Origin of the sequence: Enterobacter sp. RCC_40 (genome assembly GCF_041360735.1) — a bacterium.
GTDB lineage: Bacteria > Pseudomonadota > Gammaproteobacteria > Enterobacterales > Enterobacteriaceae > Enterobacter > Enterobacter ludwigii.
In genome coordinates this window covers 86567-103869 of sequence record NZ_JBFUPR010000006.1, presented here as the reverse complement: position 1 = coordinate 103869, position 17303 = coordinate 86567, and the positions used below count along the sequence as shown (strand labels likewise).

Annotated in this window: 17 protein-coding genes; 5 read left to right on the top strand and 12 right to left on the bottom strand. The window is 56.7% G+C overall.

Annotated elements, in window-relative coordinates; translation table 11 throughout:
- Nucleotides 1–113: 113 nt before the first annotated feature.
- Genes livF through livK form a run of 5 tightly spaced genes read right to left on the bottom strand, consistent with a single transcriptional unit; the run spans nucleotide 114 to nucleotide 4949 of the window.
- On the bottom strand, nucleotides 114–827 hold the full coding sequence (gene livF, locus AB6731_RS18660) for a high-affinity branched-chain amino acid ABC transporter ATP-binding protein LivF (RefSeq protein WP_020884549.1): 714 nt from the start codon (nucleotides 825–827) through the stop codon (nucleotides 114–116).
- A gap of 1 nt (nucleotide 828) precedes the next feature.
- Entirely contained in the window at nucleotides 829–1596 is a 768-nt protein-coding gene (livG, locus tag AB6731_RS18655; RefSeq protein ID WP_014172002.1) for a high-affinity branched-chain amino acid ABC transporter ATP-binding protein LivG, read from the bottom strand.
- Entirely contained in the window at nucleotides 1593–2870 is a 1278-nt protein-coding gene (gene livM, locus AB6731_RS18650) for a branched chain amino acid ABC transporter permease LivM (RefSeq protein ID WP_014172003.1), read from the bottom strand. The genes livG and livM overlap by 4 nt, the downstream gene beginning before the upstream one ends.
- Nucleotides 2867–3793, bottom strand: a complete 927-nt coding sequence (gene livH / locus AB6731_RS18645; RefSeq protein WP_020884547.1) for a high-affinity branched-chain amino acid ABC transporter permease LivH — start codon at nucleotides 3791–3793, stop codon at nucleotides 2867–2869. The genes livM and livH overlap by 4 nt, the downstream gene beginning before the upstream one ends.
- A 46-nt stretch (nucleotides 3794–3839) precedes the next feature.
- A complete protein-coding gene (gene livK / locus AB6731_RS18640; RefSeq protein WP_049022901.1) occupies nucleotides 3840–4949 on the bottom strand; it encodes a high-affinity branched-chain amino acid ABC transporter substrate-binding protein LivK in 1110 nt (369 codons plus the stop codon).
- 424 nt (nucleotides 4950–5373) lie between these two features.
- Here livK and panM point away from each other — a divergent pair, with 424 nt between their 5' ends.
- Nucleotides 5374–5766, top strand: a complete 393-nt coding sequence (panM, locus tag AB6731_RS18635) for an aspartate 1-decarboxylase autocleavage activator PanM (protein WP_020884545.1) — start codon at nucleotides 5374–5376, stop codon at nucleotides 5764–5766.
- A gap of 86 nt (nucleotides 5767–5852) precedes the next feature.
- On the opposite strand, the gene livJ is transcribed toward panM, so the two are convergent.
- From livJ to ftsY, 6 genes are all read right to left on the bottom strand, one after another.
- A complete protein-coding gene (gene livJ / locus AB6731_RS18630) occupies nucleotides 5853–6953 on the bottom strand; it encodes a branched chain amino acid ABC transporter substrate-binding protein LivJ (RefSeq protein WP_072126534.1) in 1101 nt (366 codons plus the stop codon).
- Nucleotides 6954–7149: 196 nt separating this feature from the next.
- On the bottom strand, nucleotides 7150–8415 hold the full coding sequence (locus AB6731_RS18625; RefSeq protein WP_032679136.1) for a 4-aminobutyrate--2-oxoglutarate transaminase: 1266 nt from the start codon (nucleotides 8413–8415) through the stop codon (nucleotides 7150–7152).
- Nucleotides 8416–8550: 135 nt separating this feature from the next.
- Entirely contained in the window at nucleotides 8551–9408 is an 858-nt protein-coding gene (gene rpoH / locus AB6731_RS18620; RefSeq protein WP_014172011.1) for an RNA polymerase sigma factor RpoH, read from the bottom strand.
- 251 nt (nucleotides 9409–9659) lie between these two features.
- Entirely contained in the window at nucleotides 9660–10715 is a 1056-nt protein-coding gene (gene ftsX, locus AB6731_RS18615) for a permease-like cell division protein FtsX (RefSeq protein WP_014172012.1), read from the bottom strand.
- Nucleotides 10708–11373 carry a cell division ATP-binding protein FtsE gene (gene ftsE, locus AB6731_RS18610; protein WP_014172013.1) on the bottom strand — a complete coding sequence of 222 codons (666 nt, stop codon included), beginning with the start codon at nucleotides 11371–11373 and terminating at the stop codon, nucleotides 10708–10710. The genes ftsX and ftsE overlap by 8 nt, the downstream gene beginning before the upstream one ends.
- A 2-nt stretch (nucleotides 11374–11375) precedes the next feature.
- Nucleotides 11376–12842, bottom strand: a complete 1467-nt coding sequence (gene ftsY / locus AB6731_RS18605; RefSeq protein ID WP_371006652.1) for a signal recognition particle-docking protein FtsY — start codon at nucleotides 12840–12842, stop codon at nucleotides 11376–11378.
- 127 nt (nucleotides 12843–12969) lie between these two features.
- On the opposite strand from ftsY, the gene rsmD reads away from it, so the two are divergent.
- Nucleotides 12970–13572, top strand: coding sequence for a 16S rRNA (guanine(966)-N(2))-methyltransferase (gene rsmD / locus AB6731_RS18600; RefSeq protein ID WP_020884541.1), 603 nt, complete (start codon nucleotides 12970–12972; stop codon nucleotides 13570–13572).
- A complete protein-coding gene (locus AB6731_RS18595; protein ID WP_014172016.1) occupies nucleotides 13556–13837 on the top strand; it encodes a DUF1145 family protein in 282 nt (93 codons plus the stop codon). The genes rsmD and AB6731_RS18595 overlap by 17 nt, the downstream gene beginning before the upstream one ends.
- 47 nt (nucleotides 13838–13884) lie before the next feature.
- Here AB6731_RS18595 and AB6731_RS18590 read toward each other — a convergent pair whose 3' ends face one another.
- Complete coding sequence (locus AB6731_RS18590; protein ID WP_032679142.1) at nucleotides 13885–14244, bottom strand: DUF2500 domain-containing protein; 360 nt, start codon at nucleotides 14242–14244, stop codon at nucleotides 13885–13887.
- A gap of 129 nt (nucleotides 14245–14373) precedes the next feature.
- Here AB6731_RS18590 and AB6731_RS18585 point away from each other — a divergent pair, with 129 nt between their 5' ends.
- Entirely contained in the window at nucleotides 14374–15000 is a 627-nt protein-coding gene (locus AB6731_RS18585) for a lysoplasmalogenase (RefSeq protein ID WP_014172018.1), read from the top strand.
- 76 nt (nucleotides 15001–15076) lie between these two features.
- Nucleotides 15077–17263: a Zn(II)/Cd(II)/Pb(II) translocating P-type ATPase ZntA gene (zntA, locus tag AB6731_RS18580; RefSeq protein WP_371006651.1), complete on the top strand. Its 2187-nt coding sequence runs from the start codon at nucleotides 15077–15079 to the stop codon at nucleotides 17261–17263.
- The last annotated feature ends 40 nt before the right edge of the window (nucleotides 17264–17303 follow it).

Here is a 17303-nt window from a genome sequence, read left to right as displayed (position 1 = left end):
CAAAACGTCAGGCGGATGATGGTTGTGTGAAGGCGGTTGGGGTAAGTTCGGTGCGGTCTGGTGCCCTGCATGAAAAAAGGCAACTGACGTTGCCTTTTTGCTTTTGCTTTTATCTAGCCGCCGAGATAGGCGCTTCGCACCGCTTCGTTTGCCAGCAGCGCGTCGCCGGTATCGGAGAGCACCACGTGGCCGTTTTCCAGCACGTAGCCGCGGTCGGCGAGCTTCAGCGCCTGGTTGGCGTTCTGCTCGACGAGGAAGATGGTCATCCCCTCTTTACGCAGCTGTTCGATGGTGTCGAAGATCTGCTGAATGATGATCGGCGCAAGACCGAGCGACGGTTCATCCAGCAGCAGCAAACGCGGCTGGCTCATCAGCGCGCGGCCAATCGCCAGCATCTGCTGTTCACCACCGGACATCGTGCCGGCCCGCTGAATACGGCGCTCCCACAAACGCGGAAACAGCTCATAGACCCATTTGATGCGGGACTGGTACTGGTCGCGGTCAGCAAAGAAGCCGCCCATCGCAAGGTTCTCTTCCACCGTCATGCGTGAGAAGACGCGACGCCCTTCCGGGACAATCGCTACCGCTTCACGCATGATTCTGGCGGTTTGCCAGTCGGTAATATCTTTGCCATCAAAGACAATCCGCCCGCTGGTGGCGCGCGGGTCGCCGCACAGGGTGCCGAGCAGCGTGGTTTTACCCGCACCGTTCGCGCCAATCAGGGTGACGATTTCGCCCTGATTGATATGCAGGCTGACATCGTGCAGCGCCTGTATCTTGCCGTAGTGAGCATTAACCTTGTCGAACGTTAACATCGCTTTTTCCATCTTATGCCTCACCCAGGTATGCACGGATCACGTCCGGGTTGTTGCGGATCTCTTCCGGCGTCCCGTTTGCCAGCGGCGTGCCCTGGTTCACCACGTAGATACGGTCAGAAATGCCCATCACCAGCTTCATATCATGCTCAATCAGCAGGATGGTGGTGTCGTGATGATCGCGCAGTTCGGCAATCAACTCGTCCAGCTCTTTGGTCTCTTTCGGGTTAAGCCCTGCCGCCGGTTCATCGAGCATCAGGATTTCTGGCTGCGTCACCATGCAGCGCACGATCTCCAGACGACGCTGGTCACCGTAGGCCAGGTTGCTGGCCTGACGGTTCGCATGCTGCAGCAGGCCGATACGGTCGAGCCAGGTGGCGGCGCGGTCGAGCGCTTCATCCTGAGCACGGCGGAAGGCCGGGGTTTTCAGCAGGCCAGAGAAAAGACCGGTTTTGAGCTGCAGGTGTTGCGCCACCAGCAGGTTCTCTATCACCGTCATCTCGCGGAACAGACGCACGTGCTGGAAGGTACGCACCACCCCCATGCGGGCAATCTGCTGGCCCGGAAGCCCTTCCAGATGCTGGTCGCGCAGCTTGATGGTGCCACCCGTCGGCTTGTAGAAACCGGTCAGGCAGTTAAAGACCGTGGTTTTCCCCGCGCCGTTAGGGCCAATCAGGGAGACAATCTCTTTCTTGTGCAGATCCAGATTCACGTTGTTGACGGCCAGCAGGCCGCCAAAACGCATCATCAGGCCGTTAACAGATAATAATGGCTGGCTCATGCCTGCTCTCCTTTCGCTTGCCCGTTTTTCAGCTTCAGCTGTGGACGGGTCATCGGCAGCAAGCCCTGCGGACGCCAGATCATCATCAGCACCATCAAACCACCCAGCATCAGCATGCTGTATTCGTTAAAGTCGCGCATCAGCTCACGGGAGACCACCAGCAGAATGGCCGCCAGGATAACGGCAAACTGCGAGCCCATACCGCCGAGCACCACAATCGCCAGTACAAAGGCAGATTCAGCAAAGGTAAACGATTCGGGGCTGACAAAGCCCTGACGCGCGGCAAACAGCGTACCGGCAAAACCGGCAAACGCGGCGCTGATGGTAAACGCGGTCAGCTTGATGCGGGTCGGGTTGAGGCCCAGTGAACGGCAGGCGATTTCATCTTCACGCAGCGCTTCCCACGCACGGCCCAGCGGCATACGCAGCAGACGGTTAATCACGAACAGGGTTAGCACCACCAGCAGCAACGCCACCAGGTAGAGCCAAATCACCCGGTCGGACGGATCGTACTTCACGCCAAAGAAGTTGCTGAAGGTATCCCAGCCCCCTTCGCGAGCCGTACGGCTGAATTCCAGACCAAAGAAGGTCGGTTTCGGGATCTGGCTGATCCCGTTCGGGCCGCCGGTCACTTCGGTGTTGTTGAGCAGCAGGATACGCACGATTTCGCCGAAGCCTAAGGTCACAATCGCCAGATAGTCACCGCGCAGGCGTAAGACCGGGAAGCCCAGCAGGAAGCCCGCCGCGGCGGAGACCAGGCCCGCCAGCGGCAGACAGGTCCAGAAGCCGAGACCGTAATAGTGGTTCAGCAGCGCGAAGGTATAGGCCCCGATGGCGTAGAAACCACCGTAGCCCAGCACCAGCAGGCCAGACAGCCCCACCACCACGTTCAGGCCCAGACCGAGGATCACGTAGATCATGGTCAGGGTCGCGATATCGACCGTACCGCGAGAGACCACAAACGGCCACGCCACCGCAGCCACCAGCAGCGCCACGAAGAACAGCTTCTGCTTAACGGTTGAGCCGTCGAGAGCCGGCAGAACGAATTTCGGACCGGAGACACTTTTCAGCGTCTTCTGGAACACAGGACGCAGCATCTGGAACAGAAACACAACCGCGGTGCCAATGAATATCCACTGCCAGCGAATGTCGGCGGCGGTATCCACCACCAGTTTTGTGCCGTCCAGCTCTAACTGGACGCCCATAAAGACGCCTGCCAGCACGAAGAACATGGCGGCAGAGAGGAGCGCCATTGCGAAATGCATCGGTTTCATACTTTCTCTACCTCCGGACGACCCAGAATACCGGTAGGCATTACCAGCAGAACCAGAATCAGCAGGGCAAACGACACCACATCTTTATATTCCGTACTCAGATACGCGGAGGAGAGCGCTTCGGCCACGCCCAGGATCAGGCCGCCAATCATCGCGCCTGGAATACTGCCGATACCGCCCAGGACCGCCGCGGTGAAAGCTTTCATCCCGGCCATAAAGCCGATGTACGGGTTGATAACGCCGTAGAACTGCCCCAGCAGGACACCCGCGACCGCCGCCATCGCTGCCCCAATCACAAAGGTCAGGGCGATAACGCGGTCGGTGTTGATGCCAAGCAGGCTCGCCATCTTCAGATCTTCTGCGCAGGCACGGCATGCGCGTCCCATACGCGAGTAGCGGATAAAGACCGTCAGGGCGAGCATCGCAACGAAGGTCACCACCCAGATCACCAGCTGCATGGTGGTGATAGAGGCAGAGAAGTTCTCGCTGGCACCGACCACCCACTGACCGTTGAACAGGCTTGGCAGCGCCACGTCGCGCGAGCCTTCCGTCAGGCTGACGTAGTTTTGCAGGAAGATCGACATCCCGATGGCGGAGATCAGCGCAATCAGCCGTTTGGAGCTACGCACCGGCCGGTACGCCACGCGTTCAATGCTCCAGCCATAGGCGCTGGCAATCACAATCGCGCCGACAAACCCGGCGGCGACCAGCAGCCAGCTGCTGTCGATACCCATCATCATCAGGGCGGCGATAATCATAAAGGAGACATAGCTACCGATCATGTAGACCTCGCCGTGGGCGAAGTTAATCATGCCGATAATGCCGTAAACCATCGTGTAGCCGATGGCGATCAGCGCGTAGGTGCTTCCCAGCGTGACGCCGTTAAACATCTGCTGCAGGAAATAGAGAAACTGCTCGGACATATGCAAACCTTTTTATACCCGCCCGGCGGTCCGGGCGGTGGGATAATTATTTGGCGACCGAGGACGAACCGTCGGCGTGCCACTTAAAGACACCAAACTCAAATCCCTTCAGATCGCCTTTCTCATCCCAGTTCAGCGGCCCAATCACGGTGTTCGCCCCGTGTGCTTTTAAATCTTTCACCAGATCCAGCGGTTCTTTGCTGCCGGTGCGATCCAGCGCGGTTGCCAGAGACTGCACCGCCGCGTAGGTGATCCAGACGTACGGACCACTTGGATCTTTCTTCTGCGCCTTGAGCGCGTCTACGATAGCCTTGTTCGCAGGATCCTGGTCATAGCGTTTTGGCATCGTCACCAGCATGCCTTCGCCTGCGTCCCCGGCGATGTTCGACAGGGAGGCGTTACCGACGCCTTCTGGCCCCATAAACTGGGTTTTCAGCCCGACCGAACGCGCCTGACGCAGCATCTGACCCATTTCCGGGTAGTAGCCGCCGTAGTAAACAAAATCGATATTCTCTTTTTGCAGACGGGCGATCAGCGCGGAGAAATCTTTCTCGCCAGCGGTGATGCCATCAAAGAAGACGATATTCGCGCCGCCTTTTTTCAGCCCGTCCTGAACGGAACGCGCCAGGCCTTCGCCGTACTGCTGTTTGTCATGAATAATGGCGATGCGCGTCGGCTTGACGGTGTCGAGGATGTATCGGGCGGCGGTTGGTCCCTGAGACGAGTCCAGACCGGCAGTACGCATGATGTGCTGATAACCGCGCTGAGTCAGTTCAGGGTTGGTTGCGCCCGGGGTAATCATCAGAATGCCTTCGTCTTCGTAGATATCCGACGCAGGCTGGGTGGACGACGAGCACAGGTGGCCAATCACGTACTGGATGCCATCGTTCACGATTTTGTTAGCGACCGCGACGGCCTGTTTGGGATCGCAGGCATCGTCATATTCCACGCCAACCAGCTTGTCGCCTTTGATGCCGCCTTTGGCGTTGATGTCTTTGATTGCCTGGCGAGCACCGTTGAACTCCATGTCCCCCCACTGGGCAACAGGACCGGACATCGCACCCACTACAGCAACCTTAATATCTTCCGCCATGGCTGCATGCGAAATCGCCAATGCAACCATCCCCGCGAGTAACGTCTTCGCGTTCCTTTTCATCTCTGAATCCCCATTCGTGATGTCGTGTATATATTTTGTTTTATTATGGTTAAAAAGCATTCTGTACTTTTAATGCACAACGCTATTTTTACCAGCGCCTTTAATGGTTTAGCGCAGTTTTTTCATAAAAACCAGACTAAAATCTCTATTTTTCAGGCGATTAAGCAAAGATAATATTCTGAAACAAGGCAGAGATAAACAAATAAAATTGCAGTTTGCAGCATAAAATAACGGTACAAAGCGCCGAATAATTCACTGCCATTCAGGTTAAAATTCTGCTTATTTTTCGATCCATGTGTTTTCAAACTGCCCTTCGCGCTGCCAAAAAACTAATCACCTGGTGAGCCGGGATAAAAAGAGGAAGCCGCTGAGGGAATAAATTGAGTACACTGCCCCTACTCAATTTGATTTGGACAAGCAGCTAATGAAACTGACTATCGTGCGTCTGGTGACCTTTAGCGACCAGGATCATATCGACCTGGGCAAGATCTGGCCGGAATATTCCCCTTCTTCACTCCGCGTCGATGAGACACACCGCATCTACGCCGCACGCTTTAACGAGCGTCTGCTCGCCGCGGTTCGCGTGACCCTGAGCGGCACCGAAGGGGCGCTGGACTCACTGCGCGTACGTGACGTGACCCGTCGTCGCGGTGTGGGGCAGTATTTAATTGAAGAGATAATCCGTGAAAACCCGAACGTTACCTCCTGGTGGATGGCCGACGTGGGCGTGGAAGACCGCGGCGTGATGGCGGCGTTTATGCAGGCGTTAGGGTTTACGGCGCAGGAAAACGGGTGGGAGAAACGTCAGGTTTGCTGAATGCCGCCTGATGCCCTCCCCCCGCCCCTCTCCCACAGGAGAGGGTGCAAATACTAAAACGGCAACCGAAAGGTTGCCGTTTGCTTTTATTTGGCGTCGGTCGCCGTTCCGTTAGCATGCCAGTCAAACACGCCGAACTCGAAGCCTTTCAGATCGCCCTTCGCATCCCAGGAAAGCGGACCCATCACGGTATCGACAGAGTTGGCTTTCAGCCAGGTGGCAATCTCAGCCGGATCGGCTGACTGGTTCAGACCCGCCTGCAGAGACTGCAGCGCAGCGTAGGTGGTCCAGACGAACGCGCCGCTTGGATCCTGTTTCTTCGCCTTGATGGCATCTACGATCGGTTTGTTCGCAGGCACCTGGTCATAGTTCTTCGGTTTGGTCACCAGCAGGCCTTCAGCAGACTCACCGGCGATGTTAGACAGGGAAACGTTCGCAACCCCTTCCGGACCCATAAACTGGGTTTTCAGGCCGGCCGCACGTGCCTGACGCAGGATCTGGCCCATTTCAGGGTGATAGCCACCGTAGTAAACGAAATCAATATTCTCTTTCTTCAGACGTGCCACCAGAGTGGAGAAGTCTTTCTCACCGGCGGTGATACCGTCGAAGAAGACCACATTGGCATTGCCTTTCTTCAGACCATCCTGCACGGCACGTGCCAGACCTTCACCGTACTGCTGTTTGTCGTGAACAATCGCGATACGCTTCGGCTTCACGTTGTCCAGAATGTATTTTGCCGCGGTTGGGCCCTGGTCTGAATCCAGACCGGTGGTACGCAGGGTCAGCTTATAGCCACGTGCGGTCAGTTCCGGCGCCGTTGCAGCCGGGGTGATCATCAGAATGCCTTCGTCTTCGTAGATATCAGACGCGGGCTGCGTGGAAGAGGAGCACAGGTGACCGATAACGTATTTGATTCCGTCGTTCACCACTTTGTTCGCCACGGCAACCGCTTGTTTCGGGTCACAGGCATCATCATATTTTACGATCTGCAGTTTTTCGCCCTTGATGCCGCCCTTAGCATTAATGTCTGCAACCGCCTGTTCTGCGCCGGTAAATTCCTGGTCGCCGTACTGTGCTACCGGACCGGACATCGCGCCCACGACAGCCACTTTGATATCGGCCTGTGCCATCGTGCTGAATGCCAACGCAATACATCCTGCCAGTAACGCTTTACCCTTCATATTCATCCTGAGATTCCCCATTATTATGGTTATTACGATTGTCGTGATGTTGTTGTGTAGCGCTTTATTTCAGTTATAGGTATGACAGTCGCGCTTTTTCAGCATACTCTGCTAAAACATACCCCATTTTTATGATTTTGGAATAGCTAATTTGAAATGAATATATGATAAGCCCGGCAGGGATCACCGCCGGGCCAGGGCTTTAACGTGTCAGCGACGCGGAGATAATATCCAGCGCTTTACGGAACTGAACTTCGGGGATGGTAAGCGGATAGAGGAAACGGATAACGTTGCCGTACACGCCGCAGCTCAGCAGCAATAGACCTTCCTGCAACGCACGCTCCTGGACCTGACGCGTGAATTCCGGCGACGGCAGTCCGGTTTGCGGGTCGTTAAACTCCACCGCCACCATTGAGCCCTGAGCACGGATATCGGCAATAAACGGACAGTCCCCCTTCGCTTTGTTCAGCACTTCCACCAGATGATGGCCAAGATGCGCCGCGCGCGTGCAGAGATCCTCTTCATCAATCACATCCAGCACGGCATGGGCTGCGGCAATTGCCAGCGGGTTGCCGGCGTAAGTCCCGCCCAGCCCGCCAGGTGCGGGGGCATCCATCACTTCCGCCCGGCCAGAGACCGCCGAGAGCGGCATCCCGCCGGCCAGGCTTTTCGCCATGGTGATCAAATCCGGCTTCACGCAATGGTGTTCCATCGAGAACAGCTTGCCGGTTCGCGCAAAGCCACTTTGCACTTCATCGGCAATCAGCAAAATTCCGTGCGTATCGCACAGTTCGCGCAGGGCCTGCATAAAATCGGCGGGGGCAATGTTGAATCCCCCCTCCCCCTGAACCGGTTCCAGGATAATGGCCGCCACCTGGTCCGGCGCAATGTCGGCTTTGAAGATGCGTTCGAGGCTTTTTAACGCTTCTGCCGTGCTGACGCCGTACAGATCATTTGGATAGTGTGCGTGATAAACCGATCCGGGAAACGGACCGAAACCGAGTTTGTACGGCGCCACTTTCCCCGTCAACGCCATCGTCATAAAGGTACGGCCGTGGAAGGCACCGCCAAAGGCGATCAGGCCAGGACGACGGGTATACGCGCGGGCAATTTTTACCGCGTTTTCGACCGCCTCTGCTCCCGTAGAGAAGAAAGCCGTTTTGGCAGGCCCATCAACGGGTACACGTTGGTTGATGCGCTCGGCAAGCGCCACATAGCCTTCGTACGGGACAATCTGGTATGCCGTATGGGTAAATGCGTGGAGTTGTTTTTCGATGGCGGCAATGACTTTTGGATGCCGATGGCCGGTATTCAGCACCGCAATCCCGGCGGCGAAGTCGATATACTCGTTACCCTCGACGTCCCACACCGTGGCATTTTCGGCTTTATCGGCGTAGAAGTTACACATCACGCCGATACCGCGCGGCGTCGCCTGCAAACGCCGGTCATTCAGTTCACTGTTTTTCACCCTGTCCCCCTGAGAAAGTCACCTGCTTAGCGCATCTGTAAGTGTTTGCCAGGGGGAGGGAATTCGCCAGAGCGGGAGATAAAAAAACAAAACCCCCGAATTTGCATTCGAGGGTTATCGGGGACATCGCGGAAATTACGCTTCGATAGCGGCGCGAAGTTTTTTCATGGCGTTCTTTTCAAGCTGACGCACACGTTCAGCGGAGACGCCGTAGCGATCGGCCAGCTCCTGCAGCGTGGACTTGTTGTCTTCGTCCAGCCAGCGGGCGCGGATAATATCCTGGCTACGTTCGTCGAGGCCTTCCATTGCTGAAGTCAGCTTGTTCGCGGCCTGATCTTCCCAGTTATCCTCTTCAATGCCGTCAGCAAAGTTAGAAGTTTTATCCTGCAGATACAGAACCGGTGCCATTGGCTGGCTGTCAGAGCCGTCGTCGTCGGAGGACATATCGAAGGTCATGTCCTGCGCGGCCATACGGGATTCCATCTCACGCACGTCTTTGCTGGATACGCCCAGCTCGCGCGCCACCATTTCAACTTCATCCTGATTGAACCAGCCCAGACGCTGCTTGGTTTTACGCAGGTTGAAGAACAGTTTACGTTGCGCTTTTGTCGTGGCGACTTTCACGATACGCCAGTTGCGCAGCACGTATTCATGAATTTCTGCTTTGATCCAGTGCACGGCGAAGGAGACCAGTCGCACACCCACTTCCGGGTTGAAGCGACGTACAGCCTTCATCAGACCGATGTTACCTTCCTGAATCAAGTCCGCCTGCGGCAGGCCATAGCCCGCATAATTACGAGCAATGTGAACAACAAAGCGCAGGTGAGACAGGATCAGCTTTTTCGCTGCTTCCAGATCGCCCTGGTAATGCAGCTTTTCAGCAAGCTCCTTTTCTTCCTCGGCCGTTAACATCGGCCAGGTGTTCGCAGCCCGGATATAAGATTCCAGGTTACCAACAGGGGCTAAAGCTAAAGTTTGCATTTCTTTGGTCATTCATTCCTCTCAATGTTTCTTCTGGTCCAGGCTGTCCCCATCAGGCAACAACCATGCCAAAGCGTTTGAGCCACGAGATTAGCATTCACTCTTTTATCAGACAGTGATTTTATCCACAAGTTCCAGGTGCAACGGTGAATAAATTACGCACAAATTGTGACATGGAGATGATAACAGGGGAAGAGACAACAGGGACGCTTTCCCTGCAGAGCGAACATCTCGGTGCAGGGAAAGATTATATCACGCTTTTATTAGTCGGGAGTAAAGTGACGTAAATGTTGCACGGTTGCCAGCCATGCTGCCACCCAGCCGATCATCGAGCACACCAGCAGCAGTAACAGGCACTCATCGAACCCTAAGCCGCTGATATCAAACTTCGTTCCGAAAACCTGCGCCACCTCGGTTACGGCAGAGGACAGCCGCATCACCAAAATTTCTGACAATATCAGTGAAAGAAATGCGCCGGAAAAACCGAGCAATGCGCCACCGTACAGGAACGGACGCAGGATGAAGCCATCCGTCGCACCAATCAGTTTCTGCACGTTGATGGTGTCGCGACGCGCGAAAATGCTCAGGCGCACGCTGTTACCGATGACGAGGAAGACCGCCGCCACCATCAGCACACCAATCATCGCCGCCACGCGCCCTACCAGCCCGGTCAGCGCAGCAAGACGCGCAAACCAGCTGTCATCCATGCGCACTTCATCAATCCCGTTGATACGGGTGATGCGGTCACGCAGGGTGTTGAGCGAATCGGTCCCCTGGAAATCGAGTTTCGGGATCACCACCGCCACGGCCGGGAGGGGGTTCTCTTCAAGCATGTCCAGCGCACCGCCAAAGCCTGACCAGTTACGGAACTCACCCAGGGCTTCTTCACGAGAGAGATAATTCACTTTCTCTACGCCCTGTTCGGCCTGGATTTGCCCCACAACCTGCGCCGCTGCGTTATCGTCGAGCGCCTTATCCAGATAGACCGTGATCTGCGGAGAAGGATAGTACTGCGACGCCGCCTGGTTAACGTTTTTATAGACCATGTAGCAGACGCTTGGCAGCGTCAGGGAGATGGCAATCACCATCACCGTCAGGAACGTCGCCAGCGGTTTGCTTTTCAGGTCCTGCAACGCACCGTGGAACGCATAACGCACCTGCTCGTTGAACACGTTGGTTTTGCGGGAGTTCGGCTTAGGCGCCGCTTTCGCACGCTTTGGCGCATTACGATTGCCGTCACCGCCGCCCTGCGGCTTACGGAAGCGGTCAAACCGGTTTCCGAACTGCCGAATCTGGTTTATTGCATCACGCTTATTCACCGAGGCCTCCGTGCAAATGACCGTCGCTCAGGGTCAGCATGCGGTACGAACGACGGGAAATCAGCCCGATGTCGTGCGTTGCCATCAATACCGTCACCCCAACGCGGTTAAATTCCTCAAACAGACGCAAAATCCCTTCTGACAGGGCGTCGTCCAGGTTACCGGTCGGTTCATCCGCCAGCAGTACCGCAGGTTTGTTCACCACCGCACGGGCAATCCCCACACGCTGCTGTTCACCGCCAGACAGCTGGATCGGGAAGTTCTTCGCTTTGTCCAGCAGCCCGACTTTATCCAGCGCCGCAGAGACGCGACGACGGATATCATCATAGCTGGCACCGGCAATAATCAGCGGAATGGCCACGTTATCGAAAACGGTGCGATCCATCAGCAGGTGGTGGTCCTGGAAAATCATGCCAATCTGACGACGCAGGAACGGCACCTCACGGTTTTTCAGACGGCTAATATCATGGCCGCTGAACCAGATTTTCCCGGCGCTCGGCCGCTCGATCCCACAGATAAGCTTGAGCAGGGTACTTTTCCCCGCGCCGGAATGGCCGGTCAGGAATGCCATCTCGCCTGGCTGCAGGTGGAATGTCACCCCCTGCAGCGCTTGTCTCCCACCGAGATAGGCCTTGCTGACGTGTTCAAAGCGAATCATTGTTAGTCCTCTCGGGCAAATAGTGCCTCAATAAAGTCGTCCGCTTTAAACGGACGTAAATCCTCAATACGCTCGCCCACACCGATGTAACGGATAGGAATATTGAACTGATCGGCCACGGAGAAGATCACCCCGCCTTTCGCGGTGCCGTCCAGTTTGGTCAGCGTGATCCCGGTCAGCCCTACCGCTTCATGGAACAGCTTCGCCTGGCTGATGGCGTTCTGTCCGGTGCTGGCATCAATGGTCAGCATAATTTCATGCGGTGCCTCTTCGTCCAGCTTCTTCATGACACGGACGATTTTCTTCAACTCTTCCATCAGGTGCGCTTTGTTCTGCAAACGCCCTGCGGTATCGGCAATCAGCACATCCACGTTACGCGACTTCGCCGCCTGGATAGCGTCAAAGATAACGGAGGCGGAATCCGCACCGGTATGCTGCGCAATCACCGGGATGTTGTTACGCTGGCCCCAGACCTGCAGCTGCTCAACCGCCGCCGCACGGAAGGTATCACCTGCCGCCAGCATTACCGATTTGCCCTGCTGCTCAAACTGTCGCGCCAGCTTGCCGATGGTGGTGGTTTTCCCCACACCGTTCACGCCAACCATCAGAATAACAAATGGCGTTTTGCCTTCAATATTAAGCGGTTCGTCAACTTTTGCGAGGATTTCGCCCATCTCGTCTTTCAGCAGACCGTACAGCGCTTCGGCGTCACGCAGCGCCTTGCGGCTCGCCCCTTCGGTCAGACTGGCGATGATCTTACGGGTTGTTTCCACCCCAACGTCGGCGATCAGCAGTTGCTCTTCCAGCTCTTCAAAGAGATCGTCGTCGATCTTCTTGCCGCGGAACAGACTGATAAATCCGGAACCTAAGTTTTCTTTGGTTTTAAGCAGGCTACGCTTCAGGCGGGCGAAGAAACCTTCTTTGGTGGGTTTTTCCTGCTCCTGAGCAACCTCTTCACCCTGCCCTGGTTGCGCTTCCACCGGCACGACGATAACCGCTTCTTCCGCCGCGTCTGCCGCCAGCGCCTGGGCTTCCAGCTCTTCGTCGGTAAGCGCTGGCTCGTCTTGTGCTTCTTCTTCCACCGCCTCAACAATTTCGACGGTTTCTGCCTCGGCCTGCCACTCCTGCGCTGAAACCTCTTCGGCTTTCACCTCTTCCGGCAGCGGCAACGTTTCATGCTCGATAATCGCCTGCGGCGTATCGATAACGCCTTCTACCACAACGGGTTCTGGCTTCTCGCTTTCCTGAACCTGTTCGGTAACTTCCACCACCTCTTCAGCAAAGGCTTCGGTCTCTTCTTTGCTGTGCGCGTGCTCTTCCGCGTCGACAACGGCGGCAGTTTCTACCGGCGTTTCAGGCTGAGACTGCTCTTCAACGGCTTGTTGTTCTTCGGTTTTCTGCTCTGTTTCTTGCTCTTTTTCACCGAAGCCCAGCCAGGAAAAGAAGCCACGTTTTTTTTGTTTTGCCATCTGCGACTACACTCCTCGCGGCGCTATATACATGGAAGCTAAAAAAATGATGAAATAGTCTAACACTTTACTTAATTGACATCACCGCCCGCAATCGCAGGCCAATTGTTAACAGAGCTTTCCAGAGATGAAGAAACCCAACCGCGCCCCAGCCGGTCAAATTCGTATTATCGGCGGCCAGTGGCGAGGCCGGAAATTACCGGTGCCGGATAGCCCCGGACTACGCCCAACCACGGACCGCGTACGCGAAACGCTGTTTAACTGGCTGGCCCCCTCAATGGTGGATGCCCACTGCCTGGACTGCTTCGCGGGCAGCGGCGCGCTGGGTCTGGAGGCGCTGTCGCGCTATGCCGCCAGCGCCACGCTGCTGGAAATGGAGCGCGGCGTTGCGCAGACGTTGCAGCAAAATCTGGCAACGCTGAAAGCGACCAACGCCAAAGTAGTGAATACCAACACACTGAGCTTCCTCGCGCAAAAGGGCACGCCGCACAACGTGGTGTTTGTCGACCCGCCGTTCCGCAAGGGGCTGCTGGAAGAGACGTTATCCCTGCTGGAAAACAACGGCTGGCTGGCGGATGACGCGTTAATCTACGTCGAAAGCGAAGTCGAAAATGGTTTACCGCCGGTCCCGGTTCACTGGGATCTGCACCGAGAAAAAGTGGCAGGTCAGGTCGCTTATCGTCTGTATCACCGTCAGGCACAAGGAGAATCCAATGCCAGTACTGATTAATGTGGGACGTTTGTTGATGCTGGGCGTCTGGGCATTTCTGCTCCTCAATCTGGTGCACCCGTTCCCGCGCCCGATGAACATCTTTGTGAACGTGGCCTTTATCTTTACCACCTTCATGCACGCCCTGCAGATGGTGATGCTGAAAAACGGCCTGCCAAAAGACGGTCCGCAGATGACCGGCTGGCAGCAGCTGCGCGTGTTTATTTTTGGCGTATTTGAACTGCTGGTGTGGATGAAGAAATTTAAGGCCCAGGCGAAGAAGTAAGGCGCCTCAAGCCTCAGCCTACCCCTCTCCCTGCGGGAGAGGGAACATTACCGATCTGGCGTAAACCCTTCAAACCGCGACCCCTTGTAACTCAGAATCCCTTTTTCTCCCACCGTCAGTTGATGGTACTGCTGCGCCTCCAGACGGTAGGTCATCTCCAGCCCGCCGGTTTCCGGCTTAAAGCTCGCTTCATAGCGCATGGTGGCTCCCGCCGGCGTAACCTGCTGCTGGCGCGAGCGTCGGTCATTGAGGGCTTTCTCGCGTTTATTGCTTACCACCACGCGTTTTTGCATCAACGGCGCGGCATCGTTGTCCGCCTTCTCACGGCGCTGCTGCACGAAACGAAAGGAGGCGGCAATGACGATAATCGCCACCACGATAACGAAAAAAAGCGGCATCTTGCTCATTCAAAAATCCCATCAGATTATACGGAATTCAGGATACCTTGCCTTCCCCGGCATTGCCAAACGCCTGCCCCCATCACTACACTGAAGAAGAAACTGATTATTCAGACTCAACAGTTACAGGGAGTTAATATGCTTTGGTCATTTATCGCTGTCTGTTTTTCCGCATGGCTTTACGTCGATGCATCCTATCGCGGCCCTGCCTGGCAGCGATGGTTGTTTAAACCCGTCACGCTGTTGTTACTCCTGCTGCTTGCCTGGCAAGCGCCCATGTTTAACGCCGTCAGCTATCTGGTTCTTGCCGGTCTGTGTGCGTCCCTGATTGGTGATGCCTTAACCCTGTTGCCGCGACAGCGCCTGCTGTATGCCGTTGGGGCATTTTTCCTGTCGCATCTGCTTTATACCATTTACTTCGCCAGCCAGATGACGCTCTCCTTCTTCTGGCCGCTGCCGCTGGTGCTGCTGGTCATTGGCGCGCTGCTGATCGCGGTGATCTGGACGCGTCTGGAAGAGATGCGCTTGCCTGTCTGCACGTTTATCGCCATGACGCTGGTGATGGTATGGCTGGCGGGTGAACTGTGGTTCTTCCGTCCGACGGCACCGGCAATGTCCGCGTTCTTTGGTGCCACGCTGCTGTTACTCGGGAATATCGTCTGGCTGGGCAGCCACTATCGTCGCCGCTTCCGTGCGGATAACGCGATTGCCGCCGCCTGCTACTTTGCCGGGCACTTCCTGATTGTGCGTTCACTGTATATCTAAATAAGCCTTGACTCTGGAGTCGACTCCAGAGTGTATGCTGCGGTTAATGAGAAAATTATCATTACCGGAGACTGCCATGTCGACTCCAGAAACACCTAAAAAAGTTCCACAATTCTCGGCACTTAAGCTCAGCCCCGTTCCCGCGAAGGACGACTGCTGCTGCGACGGCGCATGCGAAACGCAAAACACGCCGCCGCTCCCGGAAAGCGCAAACCGCTACAGCTGGGTGGTTAACGGTATGGACTGCGCGGCCTGCGCCCGTAAAGTCGAAAACGCGGTAAAACAGGTCCCCGGCGTCAGCCACGTCCAGGTGCTCTTCGCCACCGAGAAGCTGCTGGTCAGCGCCGATAATGACATCAGCACGCTGGTTGAAGCCGCCGTCAGTAAGGCCGGTTACAGCCTGCGCAGCGAAACCGCACCTGTCGAAAAGACGTCAGCCCTGCGAGAAAACCTGCCCATTATCACCCTTATCATCATGATGGCCCTGAGCTGGGGTCTGGAGCAATTTAACCACCCGTTCGGTAACCTGGCGTTCATCGCCACGACGCTTGTCGGACTGTTCCCGATTGCCCGTCAGGCCGTGCGGCTGATGAAAAGCGGAAGCTGGTTCGCCATCGAAACGCTGATGAGCGTGGCAGCGATCGGCGCGTTGTTTATTGGCGCGACGGCGGAAGCGGCCATGGTGCTGTTGCTGTTCTTAATTGGCGAGCGCCTTGAGGGCTGGGCGGCGAGTCGGGCACGGAAAGGGGTCAGCGCGCTGATGGCGCTGAAACCGGAAACCGCAACGCGGGTGACGGGCAGCGAACGCCAGACGGTGGCAATTAACACGCTGCGCCCGGGTGATGTGATTGAGGTCGCCGCCGGCGGGCGTCTGCCTGCGGACGGTGAACTGCTTACCGCCACGGCGAGTTTCGATGAAAGTGCCCTCACCGGCGAGTCGATTCCGGTTGAACGCTCAGCGGGCGAGAAAGTGCCTGCAGGCGCCACCAGCGTCGATCGTCTGGTGCAACTCACGGTCCTCTCCGGACCGGGTGAGAGCGCCATCGACCGCATCCTGAAGCTGATTGAAGAGGCCGAGGAGCGTCGCGCACCCGTTGAGCGCTTTATCGATCGCTTCAGCCGGATCTACACCCCCGCCATCATGCTGGTCGCTCTGCTGGTGACAATTATTCCACCGTTATTCCTGGGCGCAGCCTGGGAAGGCTGGGTTTATAAAGGTCTGACGTTGCTGCTGATTGGTTGCCCGTGCGCGCTGGTGATCTCCACGCCGGCGGCCATTACCTCCGGTCTGGCGGCCGCGGCGCGTCGTGGAGCGCTGATTAAAGGCGGTGCGGCGCTGGAGCAACTGAGCCAGGTACAACATATCGCCTTCGATAAAACCGGTACGCTGACGGTGGGTAAACCGCAGGTCACGGGCATTTATCCTCAGGAGGGCAGTGAAAATACGCTGCTCACCCTGGCCGCTGCCGTCGAACAAGGCTCCACCCACCCGCTGGCACAGGCAATAGTCCGCGAGGCGCAGTCGCGTGGGCTGGACATCCCTGCCGCCACCGCACAGCGGGCGCTGGTCGGGTCCGGGATTGAAGCCGACGTTGAAGAGAATAACGTCCTGATCGTTGCCGCGAATACGTTTCCGGCGGCCGGGCTGAGTCAGCAAGTCCAGGCGCTGGAACAGGCCGGGCAAACCGTGGTGATGGTGGTGCAAAACGGCGTGGCGATAGGGATGCTGGCACTGCGTGACACCCTGCGTGACGATGCAAAAGACGCCGTCGCCGCGCTGCATCAACTGGGCGTGCAGGGGGTGATCCTCACCGGGGATAACCCGCGAGCCGCGGCAGCGATTGCCGGTGAGCTGGGGCTGGCGTTTAAAGCCGGGTTATTGCCTGCGGATAAAGTGCGCGCCGTAACGGAACTGAACAACCATGCACCGCTGGCAATGGTGGGTGACGGCATCAACGATGCCCCGGCGATGAAAGCCGCCACCATTGGCATTGCAATGGGCAGCGGCACCGACGTGGCGCTCGAAACCGCCGACGCGGCGCTCACCCACAACCGCCTGACCGGGCTGGCACAGATGATTGCTCTGGCGCGCGCCACGCGGGCCAATATCCGTCAGAACATCGGGATTGCGCTGGGCCTGAAGGGGATTTTCCTGGTCACCACGCTGCTCGGTATAACCGGCCTGTGGCTGGCGGTGCTGGCGGATACTGGCGCAACGGTACTGGTGACGGCGAACGCGCTCCGCTTATTACGTCGACAATAACACAAGATGCCCTCTCCCACCGGGAGAGGGCGGAAAACGG

Excerpts from the sequence above, each read along its gene's own strand:
- livF (WP_020884549.1), bottom strand. The coding sequence starts at position 827 with ATGGAAAAAGCGATGTTAACGTTCGACAAGGTTAATGCTCACTACGGC.
- livG (WP_014172002.1), bottom strand. The coding sequence starts at position 1,596 with ATGAGCCAGCCATTATTATCTGTTAACGGCCTGATGATGCGTTTTGGC.
- livM (WP_014172003.1), bottom strand. The coding sequence starts at position 2,870 with ATGAAACCGATGCATTTCGCAATGGCGCTCCTCTCTGCCGCCATGTTC.
- livH (WP_020884547.1), bottom strand. The coding sequence starts at position 3,793 with ATGTCCGAGCAGTTTCTCTATTTCCTGCAGCAGATGTTTAACGGCGTC.
- livK (WP_049022901.1), bottom strand. The coding sequence starts at position 4,949 with ATGAAAAGGAACGCGAAGACGTTACTCGCGGGGATGGTTGCATTGGCG.
- panM (WP_020884545.1), top strand. The coding sequence starts at position 5,374 with ATGAAACTGACTATCGTGCGTCTGGTGACCTTTAGCGACCAGGATCAT.
- livJ (WP_072126534.1), bottom strand. The coding sequence starts at position 6,953 with ATGAATATGAAGGGTAAAGCGTTACTGGCAGGATGTATTGCGTTGGCA.
- rpoH (WP_014172011.1), bottom strand. The coding sequence starts at position 9,408 with ATGACCAAAGAAATGCAAACTTTAGCTTTAGCCCCTGTTGGTAACCTG.
- ftsE (WP_014172013.1), bottom strand. The coding sequence starts at position 11,373 with ATGATTCGCTTTGAACACGTCAGCAAGGCCTATCTCGGTGGGAGACAA.
- ftsY (WP_371006652.1), bottom strand. The coding sequence starts at position 12,842 with ATGGCAAAACAAAAAAAACGTGGCTTCTTTTCCTGGCTGGGCTTCGGT.
- rsmD (WP_020884541.1), top strand. The coding sequence starts at position 12,970 with ATGAAGAAACCCAACCGCGCCCCAGCCGGTCAAATTCGTATTATCGGC.
- AB6731_RS18595 (WP_014172016.1), top strand. The coding sequence starts at position 13,556 with ATGCCAGTACTGATTAATGTGGGACGTTTGTTGATGCTGGGCGTCTGG.
- AB6731_RS18590 (WP_032679142.1), bottom strand. The coding sequence starts at position 14,244 with ATGAGCAAGATGCCGCTTTTTTTCGTTATCGTGGTGGCGATTATCGTC.
- AB6731_RS18585 (WP_014172018.1), top strand. The coding sequence starts at position 14,374 with ATGCTTTGGTCATTTATCGCTGTCTGTTTTTCCGCATGGCTTTACGTC.
- zntA (WP_371006651.1), top strand. The coding sequence starts at position 15,077 with ATGTCGACTCCAGAAACACCTAAAAAAGTTCCACAATTCTCGGCACTT.